The following is a 12,392-nucleotide window of genomic DNA, read 5'->3' on the forward strand; positions in this document are numbered from 1 at the left end:
ATCCACCCCGCAGCGCAATTTGATGGGGAAATGCCCGTGCCCGACCTGCTGATCGAACTGTTTTCCGAAGAAATCCCCGCACGGATGCAAACCCGCGCGGCGGGTGACCTGAAAAAGCTGGTGACAGACGGGCTGGTCGAGGCCGGTCTGACCTACGCCTCTGCCGCTGCTTTCTCGACACCGCGCCGCCTGACGCTGACCATCGAGGGCGCGCTGGCCGCATCGCCCACCACGGTCGAGGAACGCAAAGGCCCCAAGGCCGACGCCCCCGAAAAGGCCATCGAAGGGTTCCTGCGCGGTGCCCGTCTGACCCGCGACGATCTGGAAGAGCGCGACACGCCCAAGGGCAAGATCCTGTTCGCCAAGATCACCAAACCGGGCCGCCCCGCCGCCGAGATCGTGGCCGAGGTGCTGGAACAGACCATCCGCAATTTCCCCTGGCCCAAGTCGATGCGCTGGGGCAGCGGCACGCTGAAATGGGTGCGCCCGCTGCATTCGATCCTGTGCATTCTGGTGACCGAAGAGGGCGCCGAAGTGGTGCCGATGGATGTGGACGGCATCAAGGCTGGCAACACAACCCAAGGCCACCGTTTCATGTCGCCCGGTGCCATCACCGTGCGCAGTTTCGACGACTACACCACCAAACTGCAACGCGCCCACGTGGTTCTGGACGCATCCGAGCGTGCCGATGCGATCTGGCACGACGCCACCAATCAGGCCTTTGCCCAGGGGCTTGAGGTGGTCGAGGACGCGGGCCTGCTGGCCGAGGTTGCGGGGCTGGTCGAATGGCCCGTGGTGCTGATGGGCAAGATTGACGACGATTTTCTGGGCCTGCCGCCCGAGGTTTTGCAAACCTCGATGAAAGAGCATCAAAAGTTCTTTTCCGTGCGCAACCCCAAGACGGGCCGGATCGAACGGTTCATCACCGTTGCCAACCGCGAAACCGCCGACAATGGCGCGACCATCCTTGCGGGCAACCAAAAGGTGCTGTCGGCCCGTCTGGCGGATGCGAAATTCTTCTGGGAAAACGACCTGCGCACCGCCCGCGCTGGCATGACCGACTGGCTGGACGCGCTGAAAAACGTGACCTTCCACAACAAGCTGGGCACTCAGGCTGATCTGGTCGACCGCATGGCGACACTGGCCCGCGAGATTGCCCCCGCCGTGGGCGCCGACCCCGATCAGGCCGAACGCGCCGCGCGTCTGGCCAAGGCGGATCTCGCCTCGGAAATGGTCTATGAATTCCCCGAACTTCAGGGGCTTATGGGCCGCTATTACATCGAGGCGATGGGTGAGGACAAAGCCGTCGCCGCCGCCGCCCAAGACCACTATGCGCCGCTGGGGCCGTCCGACGACGTGCCGACCGCGCCGGTGTCGGTGGCCGTGGCGCTGGCCGAGAAGATCGACAAGCTGACAGGCTTCTGGGCGATTGACGAGAAGCCGACAGGGAGCAAGGACCCCTTTGCGCTGCGGCGGGCGGCGTTGGGGGTTATTCGTTTAATTTCGCACAACGATTTGACTGAAAGTTTATCGATTGTCTTCAATCAACTGATCTTCGACCACTTGATGTCGCCCGTATATAGTGCGGGAAACTGGGGCGAAGGAAGTCTGGCCTTATTGGAGGCGGTTCGTGAAAAGCTTGGGTCAGGGATTTCGGCCGTTCAAGCGACACAAGAGCTTTTGGAAGAAGTTGCCAACGGCAAATCCGATTTGATCAATTTGGACTACGACGATGAGTCTCAGAGCCTCGTCACGAAGACCGACGAAAAATCCGCCGACCTCCTCGCCTTCCTCCACGACCGCCTCAAAGTCTACCTGCGCGATCAAGGCATCCGCCACGACATCATCGACGCCTGCATCGCGATGCCGAACAACGACGACCTCAACCTGCTGGTCAAACGCGCCCGCGCCCTGTCGGACACGCTGAAAACCGACGACGGCGAAAACCTGATCCAGGGCTTCAAGCGTGCCAACAACATCCTGACCCAGGCGGAAGAGGCCGACGGCGTCGAATATTCCTACGGCGCGGACCCCAAATTTGCCGAAACCGACGAGGAACGCGCGCTGTTCGCGGCCCTTGACGCGGCCGAGGCACAGATCACCCCCGCGATGCAGGCGCAGGATTTCAGCACCGCCATGTCCGCCATGGCCGGCCTGCGCGCACCGATTGATGCGTTCTTTACCGCTGTGCAGGTCAATTCCGACAACGCCACCGTGCGCCGCAACCGTCTGAACCTGCTCAGCCGTATCCGCCAGATCTGTCTGGCCGTGGCCGACCTGACCCGCATCGAGGGCTAAGCCCCTTCATCTTGCCAGATAAACTCCGGGGGAGGCGCAAAGCGCCGGGGGCAGCGCCCCCCAAAGCATCTCCTCCAAAGGCCCCCGCGCCCCCTTGTCACATAATCATTACCTTCTATGCTGCCCCCAAATCAAAAGGTGCCGCAGTGCAGAATAACCCCGACACGACGCTGGTCACGCAGACCGCCCCGATCACCGCTGAAACCCACGGCGGTCGGGCAAAATGTCTGCAACGGCTGGTGCGGTTGAACCTGCCTGTGCCTGCCACCGTGGCGCTCAGCTTTGGTGCGGTGCACAACATCGCCTCGGGCCATCTGCCTGATATTCCCAGTATCCTCGCCGAATTCCCGCCGCACGCGCTGCTGTGCGTGCGCCCGTCGTCGCAGGACCCCGATTGGGGCGGGCCCGGGGCGGTGCTGAACATCGGCATGAACCACGACCGCCACGCCGAGCTGTGCGAGACGCTGGGCACGCAGGCTGCGACAAAGATTTTCCTGCGGTTCGTGCAGGGCTATGCCGTACACGTCGCGCGGCTCGACCCGGATATGTTCGACGCCATTGACGGCGAGGGGGCCGAAGCGCTGAACGCGACGCTGAGCGCCTATGAGCAGGAAACCGAAGAGCCGTTCCCCGAGGACATTGCCACGCAGCTGGCGGGTGTGCTGAAATCCATGGCCCGCGCATGGGAGGGCACATCGGCGCGTCTGTTGCGCATGGCCAAGGGCGCGCCTGCGGATGCGGGGCTGGGGCTGGTGGTGCAACAGATGGCGCTGGGCGTTGGGCGCGGCGAATGTGGCTCTGGCGTCTTGCAACTGGTCGAATCCGAAACCGGGCTTGAACAGATCACCGGACGCTATTTGCGCCAAAGCCAGGGCCGTGATGCGCTCAGCCCGCATGCCGAGAGTATCTTTATCACCCGCGACCCGCGCGGCCCCTCGCTGGAAGAGCTGGTGCCCGAGTGTTTTGACCAGCTCAAGGCCCATGCCGCGCTGATGCGGGCGCGCCTGCGTGAAGAGATGCAGGTGGAATTTGCCATTGATAACGGAAGCTTGCACATCCTCGACGGGGTGCGGGTCACCCGGTCAAGCCGTGCAGCCGTCCGCATCGCCGTGCAACTGGCACGTGATGGCATCATCACCCGCGAAGAGGCGTTGATGCGGGTCGAGCCGCGCGCGTTGAACGAATTGCTGCACCGCCAGATCGCCACCGACGCCCCGCGCGACGTGTTGGGCCACGGCATTGCCGCCAGCCCCGGTGCCGCCACCGGGCGGCTGGTGTTCTCGGCGACCGAAGCACAGGCCAGTGCTGCGCGGTCCGAACCCTGCATCCTGGTGCGCCGCGAAACCTCGCCCGAGGACATTCGCGGGATGCATGCGGCCAAGGGCGTCATGACGGAACGGGGCGGCATCACCAGCCACGCCGCCGTGATCGGGCGCGGCATCGGATTGCCCTGCGTGGTGGGCATTTCGGACATGAAATTCCAGATCATCAACAAGACCATTCAGGCCAGCGACGGCCGCACCCTGCGCGAAGGCGATATCGTCACCATCGACGGCACGTCGGGGCAGGTGCTGCTGGGGGCGCCGGACATGCACGAGGCCGCGCTGGACGATGCGTTTCAGGAGCTGATGGACTGGGCCAGTGCCGCCAGCGACATCGGCGTGCGCGCCAACGCCGACACGCCCGCCGACGCGCAGACCGCGCGCAACTTCAATGCGCAGGGCATCGGCCTGTGCCGGACCGAACATATGTTCTTCGAGCCGGGCCGGCTGACCGTCATGCGCGAAATGATCTTTGCCGACAGTTCGAACGACCGGCGTGCGTCGCTGGAACGTCTGCTGCCGATGCAGCGCGACGACTTTACCCAACTGTTCCGCATCATGCAGGGCCAGCCCGTTTGCATCCGGCTTTTTGATCCGCCCTTGCATGAATTCCTGCCCACCAGCCGGTCCGGTCAGCGGGAATTGGCCGAGGCGCTGGACCTGCCGCTGTCCACGGTCACCCGCCGTGTCGACAGCCTGATGGAATACAACCCCATGTTGGGGATGCGCGGTGTGCGTCTGGGCATCACCGTGCCGGAAATCTACGAAATGCAGGCCCGCGCCATCTTTGAGGCGACCATCGACGCCAGCAAGGACGGCGAGTCGGTGGTGCCCGAAATCATGATCCCACTGGTCAGTGCCAAGCGCGAGGTCGAACTGGTGCGCGCCCGTGTGGATGGCATTGCCGCCGCCGTGCGCAATGAACGCGGCGCGGCCTTTGACTACCGCTTGGGTGTGATGGTCGAAACCCCGCGCGCGGCCCTGCGGGCGGCAGAAATCGCGCCATATTGCGCATTTATGAGCTTTGGGACCAACGACCTGACCCAGATGACCTATGGTCTGTCGCGCGACGATGCGGGCCGGTTCATGTCGACTTATGTCAAACAGGGCGTCTTTCCCGAGGACCCGTTCCACACGCTGGACGTGGACGGGGTGGGCGAATTGATGCAGATGGCCGCCGAGCGCGGACGCGGGGCGCAGCCGAATATCGTGCTGTCGATCTGTGGCGAACACGGCGGCAACCCCGAATCGATAGCCTTTGTGCGACAGGCCGGATTCGACTATGTTTCCTGTTCTCCGTTTCGCGTACCGGTTGCACGGCTTGCTGCGGCGCAGCTTGCGATAGGCCACAAGACCGGGTAGCGCGCCCCCTTATTCGCCGCCAGATACTGTGTCGAAACGGGTCTGCCTGCGACATAAAGGCATCAGAGGTGGATTCTTTACCCCGATTTCGTTAGATGACCGCCATTGAAACTGCCTGCGATGGATCTGATGAAATTTTTGCTGCTGTGCCTCTCACTGGCCTTTGGTCTGTGTTCTGTTCCTGCTCATGCCTCGGAGAAAGAGGCGTTGACCCTGCTCAAGACCGAACGTCAGGGTTTGCAATCACTCTCTCAGGAACGCCTGCAAGCAATGATTTCGCCCCCGACCACCAGCCACAAGGGCATTCAGTTCACCAGCGCATGGCTGGACCACCAGCCCAAGGCCACCGGCGGCGACCAATGGCGCTGTCTGTCCGAGGCGCTGTATTTCGAAGCGCGTGGCGAGACGGTCAAAGGCCAGTTTGCCGTGGCCGAGGTGATCATGAACCGGGTCAAGTCCGGCCGTTTTCCCGGATCGGTCTGCGGCGTGATCAAACAGGGCACCGGCAAGAAATACCAGTGCCAGTTCACCTATACCTGTGACGGCCACGCCGACAAAATCCGAGAGCAGGCGGCGTTCAACCGCGTGGCCAAAGTGGCCCGTGCTGTTCTGGATGGAACCGCGCCCAAGCTGACATCGGGTGCCACACACTACCACACCACTGCCGTGAACCCGCGCTGGAGCAAGGTCTATACCCAGACGGCGCGCATCGGTGTGCATTTGTTCTACCGCGACACCTATATGACCGCGTCCAACTGAGATCGCGCCGTCTTTGACCTGTCGGGCGACGCCTTTGGCACTGTCGTTTCGGGGGCGGGGGCGTTAGAAGGGCAGTCAATTGCTCTTGGGACGCGAACTTATGGCTTCTGAAATCCACCTTGCCTTTGCGCACCCGTCGGAACGTTCGGTGGCCACTGATGATGGGATGCCGCTGGACCGGATATCGGTGCGCGATTATGCGGTGGATGTCGAGATCGGCGCCTTTCAGGCCGAGCGCGGCAAGACGCAGCGGATCAAGTTCAACATCGTTGTCGAAGTGCAGCCGCTGACAGGTCCCATCGACGACGACGTGGATCGCATCCTGAGCTATGACAAGGTGACAGAGGCCATTGCCCACGAGTTGGCCGACGAGCGGTTGAACCTGCTGGAAACGCTGGCCGAACGTGTGGCGGATCGCATCCTGATCGAACCGCAGGCGGTCCGCGCCTTTGTGCGGATCGAAAAGCTGGACCGGGGGCCGGGCGCCTTGGGCGTCGAGATCGTACGCGCCCGCACCGAGGACACGCAGCCGGTCGATGAAGAAGAGACGCTGCACCCCGAACTGGTGTTCTTTGGCAACGCGGCCATCGCATCGCCGCATCTGACCGGCTGGATCGACCAGCTGCAGGCCGCGGGCCGTCCGCTGATCTTTTGCGTTGGTCCATCCGACGTGCCCGCGCCCCAGACCGGCCACCGCTGGACCCAGCGGCGCATCGACCTGCTGGCGATTGAGCAAAACGCATGGGTGCTGGCTGCGCGCGATGCACGCTGTGTGGTGGTCGAAACCCACACCGAACTGGAATGGGCGATGAAGAACGGCCAAAGCTGTGTCTGGGCCCCTTCCAAGATCGTTTTGGACGCGGTCGCAGGGCCATCGGTCCAGCCCAGCGATGCCGTGGCCTTGGCGGCATGGTTTGCCTCGACCTATCACGCGTCTGAACTGCTGGTGATCGGTGCGGACCTGCCCGCTGACGCCTCGGTGCCGCTGCGCGCGGTTTCGGTGCAGGATGCCGTTCTGTGACGCAGTATTTTCGGCCCTTGGTACAGGTCGGCGCCGCCCGGCCTGACACGGCACTGACGCTGGCGGGCGGCTGGGGCTGGTTCACCCATGTCGAAGTGTTGGAACGGGGCCGCGCGCCGGTGGTGGTTTCGGCAGATCAGGCATACGGTGACCTGTCCGCGCTGACCCACCCGCGCGCGCCGATTGCGGGCCTTGAGTGGGACAGGCCGCATGTCATGGGCATTCTCAACGTGACCCCTGACAGTTTCTCTGACGGGGGACAGCATCAGGGAGCCGCGGCCACTGCCCATGCGGTCCAGATGGTGCAGGATGGGGCTGCCATGATCGACGTGGGCGGGGAATCCACGCGACCGGGGGCCGAAACCGTCGATCCTCAGGATGAGATCACCCGCACGGCCCCTGCCATCGCCGCCATCCGTGCGGCCGGCATCGAAACGCCCATCTCCATCGACACCCGCAAGGCTGCCGTGGCGGCGGCTGCTCTGGATGCAGGTGCGGATGTGGTCAATGACGTGGCAGGCTTTACCTATGATGCGGCGCTTGCACCGCTTTGCGCCTTTCGCAGTGCGCCGGTGTGCGTGATGCACGCGCAGGGCGATCCGGCGACCATGCATCACGATCCGCACTACGATGACGTGCTGCTGGATGTGTACGATTACCTTGAAGAGCGGATCGCAGTCCTGACCGCGCAAGGCATTGTGCGTGACCAGATCATTGCAGACCCCGGCATCGGCTTTGGCAAGACGCTCGCGCACAACATGACGCTGCTGAACCGTCTGTCGCTGTTCCACGGGCTGGGTGTGCCGATCCTGCTGGGCGTATCGCGCAAACGCTTTATCGGCACATTGGCGGATGAACCGGACGCGGCCAGACGCGGCCCGGGTTCGGTCGGCGTGGCGCTGGCGGCTTTGGGGCAGGGGGTGCAGCTGATCCGCGCCCATGATGTCGCCCTGCACACACAGGCCATTGCGCTGTGGCAGGCCTCTGTGGCACATCGGTCGTCATGAAAAAACTCTTTGGCACAGACGGCATTCGCGGCACTGCGAACACCGGCAACATGACAGCCGAAACCGCCCTGCGTATTGGCGCGGCGGTCGGACGCTATTTCAAACGCGATGACAGCGGTGCGCACCGCGTGGTGATCGGCAAGGACACGCGGCTGTCGGGCTATATGTTCGAGAATGCGCTGACGGCCGGTCTGACCTCGATGGGCATGAACGTGCTGCTGCTGGGGCCGGTGCCGACGCCGGCGGTCGGCCTGCTGACCCGCTCCATGCGCGCCGATCTGGGCGTGATGATCTCGGCCAGCCACAACCCGGCCCATGACAACGGGATCAAGTTCTTTGGCCCCGACGGGTTCAAGCTGTCGGATGCCGCCGAAGATGAAATCGAGGCGCTGGTGCGCGACGGGGTCGATTTGATCGACGCAGGCCAGATCGGCCGCGCCAAGCGGATCGACGACGGGCGCTTTCGCTATATCGAGCGGTTGAAGTCCTCTTTCCCGCGCCAGATGCGTCTGGACGGGCTGAAGGTCGTGATCGACTGTGCCAATGGCGCAGCGCACCGTGTCGCGCCCGAAGCCCTGTGGGAACTGGGCGCCACCGTGATCCCCGTGGGTGTCAGCCCCAATGGCCACAACATCAACCAGGGCTGCGGCTCGACCCACCCGCAGGCTGCTGCGGAAACCGTCGTGGCGCATGGTGCGGATGTCGGGATTTGTCTGGACGGCGATGCAGACCGCGTGATCCTGATCGACGAGCACGGGCAAGTGGGCGATGGCGATCAGTTCATGGCACTGATGGCGGCCCGCTGGGCGGATGAGGGCAAGCTCAAGGGCAATGCTCTGGTTGCCACTGTCATGTCGAACCTTGGCCTTGAACGGTTTCTGGAAGGGCGCGGCCTGCGGCTGGAACGCACCAGCGTGGGCGACCGTTATGTGGTCGAGCGGATGCGCGAGGGTGGCTTTAACCTGGGCGGCGAGCAATCGGGCCATATCGTGATGACCGACCATTCCACCACTGGCGACGGGCTGATGGCGGGTTTGCAGTTCCTGGCCGAGATGATCCGTTCGGGCCAGCCCGCCAGCACGCTGTTGCACAACTTTGATCCGGTGCCGCAACTGCTGAAGAACGTGCGTTATGCCGAAGGACAAGCCCCGCTGGAGGCCGCATCGGTCAAGGCCGCCATCGCAGAGGCCGAGGCTCAGTTGCGTGGCAATGGCCGTCTGCTGATCCGCACCTCGGGGACCGAACCGTTGATCCGCGTCATGGCGGAAAGCGAGAACGCACAGGTGCTTGAGGATGCGGTGAATGCGGTTGTGGACGCGGTCGAGGCGGCTGTCGGGGGTTGATCCAAGGGGATAATTTGGCAAAGCTGGGCGGGTTAACGCTCAGGAGCCTTTGTTATGAAATCCCTTTTTCTCTCGTTGCCCATTATTGCCCTCTCTGCCGGTCTGGCCAGCGCCGAAATGCGCGCGCAGATCGGTGCGCCCTGGAACGGCAAGACCGTACCTGCGGGTCAACAGTGTACCCTGCACGGCGGCAAGGGAAAAACTCCGCCCTTTCAGGTTACAGGCATCCCGGATGGCACGGTGATGCTGGTCGTGGAATACAACGACAAAAGCTTTCGCCCGCTGTCGACCAAGGGGGGCCACGGCACGCTGGGCTATCCGGTCAAGGGCAGCTCGGGCAGCTATCCGGCCGTGCCCGGCCTGACGGCCAAATTGCCGGGTGGCGTGCGCGTGATCAAGAAGGCGCGCAGCACGGGCGAATATGCCTCTGCCGGTTATCTGCCCCCGTGTTCGGGCGGCAAGGGCAACCAGTATCAGGCCGAGATCAAGGCCATCAATGCCAAGGGCAAGGTGCTGGCCAAGACCAAGATGGATCTGGGCCGCTATTGACCTGCGCGGGCTGAAGCAAACAGGCGGCGCAGCGCGCCGTACTGGCTGAGCCCCACACCTGCAAGGATCAGCGCCATCGCCAGAAACAAGGATGGTGGCGCTGGCTCGCCCAGCAGGACGATGCCCATCAGCACAGACCAGACCGGCACCTGGTAGTTGGTCAGGGACATGAACACCGGACCGGCCGTTCGGATCACCGTGACGCGCAGGAAATTGGCCGCCGCGGTGGGCACCAGTCCCAGAAAGGCGATGATCAAAAGGGTTTTCGCCGATGGCAGGGGCGGCCAGCCTTCAACGATCAGTGCTGCGGGCACAACGATGGCCGCTGCGATCAACAGCAGCACAGTGCTGAGCCCGATGGGATCAACCTGTGGCAACCGCCGCATCAGCACCGACGAGATGCCGTAACACAGCGCCGCCCCGACACAGGCCACACGTCCCGCCGTTTCCAGCCCTGCGCCCGTGCTTTCAAAGGCACGCCCCCCGATCAGGACACAGACACCGGCAAAGCCGATCAGAAACCCGATTGCCCGCCGCAGCGTCAGACGCTCGCCCGGCACAAAGAAATGCGCCAGCGGCAGCACGGTCAGCGCCACAGACGCCATGGTCACACCGGCAAACCCTGAGGTCACGTGTTGCTGACCCCACGCCAACAGCATGAACGGAATGGCCGAGCTGAACGCCCCAATTGCAATCATTGCGCCCCAGGTGCCCCTGTTCGGGGCCTGTGCGAACAGCCGCCCGCCCAAGGCGCGCCAGATCGCCAACATCAAAAGCGCCGCAAAGCCGATGCGGCCCGCAGCCAGCCAGAAAGGTGTGATACCCTGAAGCGCCAGTTCGGTCACCAGGAACGTCCCTCCCCAGGTAAAACCAAGAACGGTGACCATGGCCCAGCTTTTGCCGGAGATGTCAGAGGTTTGCGTCATTTAGCTATGCCTTCGTGTTTCAATGTCTGAACCAGCGGGTGCTGCCGGACACATTCGCACGTCTTGGCCGCGCGATGCTTTGATGACGCTCAAAGCATCTGTTTCAAACCGTGTCGAGCGGTTTGAAACCAATTGTCACAGGCGTTTCACGGGCAGCGTGAATATTTCTGCGCACCCGGGATGGCGCCAGCGCCATATTCGCGCGTGATCAGGGTTTGACCGCCATCTTGCACGTCCAGGACCATCTGCCGTTTCCAGGTCTGGCCTTCTCCTTCAAAGGCAAACTCACCCACAAGGCGCGTGGGTGTTTCCTCGATGACAGCGGTCAGGGTTCCGCGTGCTTCGTAATATTTCAGTTCGCTGCCGGAAATTCTGACCAACCCCTTGGCCGCAGCATCGTTTTTGCAATCGGCCAGGTTCATGCCCCACGCCCCCACCAGGGCATTGGGGATATCGCCGGATACTGCAGGGCTGCCGACCATGTTGCAGGCTGCAGTCAAGGCTACGATCGGTAGGGCAAACTTTAACATGGCGGTGTCCTCGTAAAGATGTTCAGGGAATGAACGCCTGTGGAACTCGGGCTGTTCCATGCCCATTCGGGGGCATGGCAAGAGTCAGCGCAAAGAAAAAGCCCCGGCAGCGACGCCGGGGCTTTGGATTTTTGACGATGGGTACGGTTTAGTTCTTGGATTTGTCGACCATCTTGCCTGCGGAAATCCACGGCATCATGCCGCGCAGTTTTTCGCCTGTGGCTTCGATCTGGTGTTCGTCGTTGATGCGACGTGTGCCTTTGAAGAACGGCTGACCCACCTGGTTCTCCGCCATGAAGTCGCGCACGAACTTGCCGGTTTGAATGTCGGTCAGAACCGCTTTCATCCGTGCCTTCGTCTCGTCGTAGGGCAGGATGCGCGGGCCGGACACGTATTCGCCGTACTCGGCTGTGTTCGAGATCGAGTAGTTCATGTTGGCGATGCCGCCTTCATAGATCAGGTCCACGATCAGCTTCACTTCGTGCAGGCATTCGAAATAGGCCATCTCGGGGGCGTAGCCCGCCTCGACCAGGGTTTCAAAGCCCATGCGGATCAGTTCAACCAGACCGCCACACAGAACCGCCTGTTCGCCGAACAGGTCGGTTTCGCATTCTTCGCGGAAGTTGGTTTCGATGATGCCCGAACGGCCGCCACCGATGGCGGAGCAATAGGACAGGCCGATTTCCAGCGCCTTGCCGGATGCGTCCTTGTCCACGGCCACCAGGCAGGGCACGCCGCCGCCTTTGGTGTATTCGCCGCGCACGGTGTGACCGGGGCCTTTGGGCGCCATCATGATGACGTCGACGCCTTCTTTCGGCTCGATCAGGCCAAAGTGCACGTTCAGGCCGTGGGCAAACGCGATGGCCGCGCCTTCGCGGATGTTGTCGTGGACGTATTTCTTGTACGTATCTGCCTGCAATTCGTCAGGCATTGTGAACATGATCAGGTCGGCCCATGCGGCCGCTTCGGCGATGCCCATGGTTTTCAGGCCTTCGCCTTCGGCCTTGGCGATCGAGGGCGAGCCTTCGCGCAGGGCGACGACAAGGTTCTTGGCGCCGCTGTCGCGCAGGTTCAACGCGTGGGCGTGGCCTTGGGAGCCGTAGCCCAGGATGGCCACTTTCTTGTCCTTGATCAGGTTGATGTCGCAATCGCGGTCATAGTAAACGCGCATGTTGGTATCCTTCCATATGTCTCTGGGCCGCACCATATGCCCCGCATCAGGGATGGTCAGCGTTGGATTTTGAGTTTATTTGGCAATATGAAGGGTGAATCATT

The 12,392-nt window shown here is 62.7% G+C and carries 10 protein-coding genes; 7 read left to right on the forward strand and 3 right to left on the reverse strand.

The genetic code is table 11. From position 1 onward, the window contains the following. Nucleotides 1–36 precede the first annotated feature (36 nt). The 7 genes from glyS (at nucleotide 37) to BUC08_RS15050 (ending at nucleotide 9,661) form a co-directional block, all read left to right on the forward strand. Nucleotides 37–2,298: a glycine--tRNA ligase subunit beta gene (gene glyS, locus BUC08_RS15020; RefSeq protein ID WP_037926400.1), complete on the forward strand. Its 2,262-nt coding sequence runs from the start codon at nucleotides 37–39 to the stop codon at nucleotides 2,296–2,298. Nucleotides 2,299–2,444: 146 nt separating this feature from the next. Then, nucleotides 2,445–4,982 carry a putative PEP-binding protein gene (locus BUC08_RS15025; RefSeq protein WP_037926061.1) on the forward strand — a complete coding sequence of 846 codons (2,538 nt, stop codon included), beginning with the start codon at nucleotides 2,445–2,447 and terminating at the stop codon, nucleotides 4,980–4,982. Between the two features lie 129 nt (nucleotides 4,983–5,111). Continuing rightward, the gene (locus tag BUC08_RS15030; RefSeq protein ID WP_037926397.1) at nucleotides 5,112–5,741 is read left to right on the forward strand and encodes a cell wall hydrolase; all 630 of its coding nucleotides are present in this window, start codon (nucleotides 5,112–5,114) and stop codon (nucleotides 5,739–5,741) included. Between the two features lie 100 nt (nucleotides 5,742–5,841). Next, nucleotides 5,842–6,762, forward strand: a complete 921-nt coding sequence (locus BUC08_RS15035; protein ID WP_037926058.1) for a dihydroneopterin aldolase — start codon at nucleotides 5,842–5,844, stop codon at nucleotides 6,760–6,762. Next, nucleotides 6,759–7,769, forward strand: a complete 1,011-nt coding sequence (folP, locus tag BUC08_RS15040) for a dihydropteroate synthase (RefSeq protein ID WP_037926055.1) — start codon at nucleotides 6,759–6,761, stop codon at nucleotides 7,767–7,769. Before BUC08_RS15035 ends, folP begins: the two co-directional genes overlap by 4 nt. Next, on the forward strand, nucleotides 7,766–9,112 hold the full coding sequence (glmM, locus tag BUC08_RS15045) for a phosphoglucosamine mutase (protein WP_037926048.1): 1,347 nt from the start codon (nucleotides 7,766–7,768) through the stop codon (nucleotides 9,110–9,112). The genes folP and glmM overlap by 4 nt, the downstream gene beginning before the upstream one ends. Nucleotides 9,113–9,166: 54 nt before the next feature. Beyond that, nucleotides 9,167–9,661 carry a hypothetical protein gene (locus tag BUC08_RS15050; RefSeq protein WP_037926045.1) on the forward strand — a complete coding sequence of 165 codons (495 nt, stop codon included), beginning with the start codon at nucleotides 9,167–9,169 and terminating at the stop codon, nucleotides 9,659–9,661. On the opposite strand, the gene BUC08_RS15055 is transcribed toward BUC08_RS15050, so the two are convergent. The 3 genes from BUC08_RS15055 to ilvC form a co-directional block, all read right to left on the reverse strand. Further along, a complete protein-coding gene (locus BUC08_RS15055; RefSeq protein WP_037926043.1) occupies nucleotides 9,655–10,587 on the reverse strand; it encodes a DMT family transporter in 933 nt (310 codons plus the stop codon). The two genes, BUC08_RS15050 and BUC08_RS15055, sit on opposite strands and share 7 nt — an antisense overlap. A gap of 146 nt (nucleotides 10,588–10,733) precedes the next feature. Continuing rightward, complete coding sequence (locus BUC08_RS15060; protein ID WP_143186755.1) at nucleotides 10,734–11,117, reverse strand: hypothetical protein; 384 nt, start codon at nucleotides 11,115–11,117, stop codon at nucleotides 10,734–10,736. Nucleotides 11,118–11,265: 148 nt separating this feature from the next. Then, nucleotides 11,266–12,288, reverse strand: coding sequence for a ketol-acid reductoisomerase (ilvC, locus tag BUC08_RS15065; RefSeq protein ID WP_028958172.1), 1,023 nt, complete (start codon nucleotides 12,286–12,288; stop codon nucleotides 11,266–11,268). Nucleotides 12,289–12,392 lie beyond the last annotated feature (104 nt).

This window comes from Pseudosulfitobacter pseudonitzschiae (genome assembly GCF_900129395.1).
In the GTDB taxonomy this organism is placed as follows: Bacteria; Pseudomonadota; Alphaproteobacteria; order Rhodobacterales; family Rhodobacteraceae; genus Pseudosulfitobacter; species Pseudosulfitobacter pseudonitzschiae.

Bases quoted from the DNA above. Each gene is read 5' to 3' on its own strand.
- BUC08_RS15030 (WP_037926397.1), top strand. From the start codon at position 5,112: ATGAAATTTTTGCTGCTGTGCCTCTCACTGGCCTTTGGTCTGTGTTCT.
- BUC08_RS15060 (WP_143186755.1), bottom strand. From the start codon at position 11,117: ATGTTAAAGTTTGCCCTACCGATCGTAGCCTTGACTGCAGCCTGCAAC.
- glmM (WP_037926048.1), top strand. From the start codon at position 7,766: ATGAAAAAACTCTTTGGCACAGACGGCATTCGCGGCACTGCGAACACC.
- BUC08_RS15035 (WP_037926058.1), top strand. From the start codon at position 5,842: ATGGCTTCTGAAATCCACCTTGCCTTTGCGCACCCGTCGGAACGTTCG.
- BUC08_RS15055 (WP_037926043.1), bottom strand. From the start codon at position 10,587: ATGACGCAAACCTCTGACATCTCCGGCAAAAGCTGGGCCATGGTCACC.
- ilvC (WP_028958172.1), bottom strand. From the start codon at position 12,288: ATGCGCGTTTACTATGACCGCGATTGCGACATCAACCTGATCAAGGAC.
- BUC08_RS15050 (WP_037926045.1), top strand. From the start codon at position 9,167: ATGAAATCCCTTTTTCTCTCGTTGCCCATTATTGCCCTCTCTGCCGGT.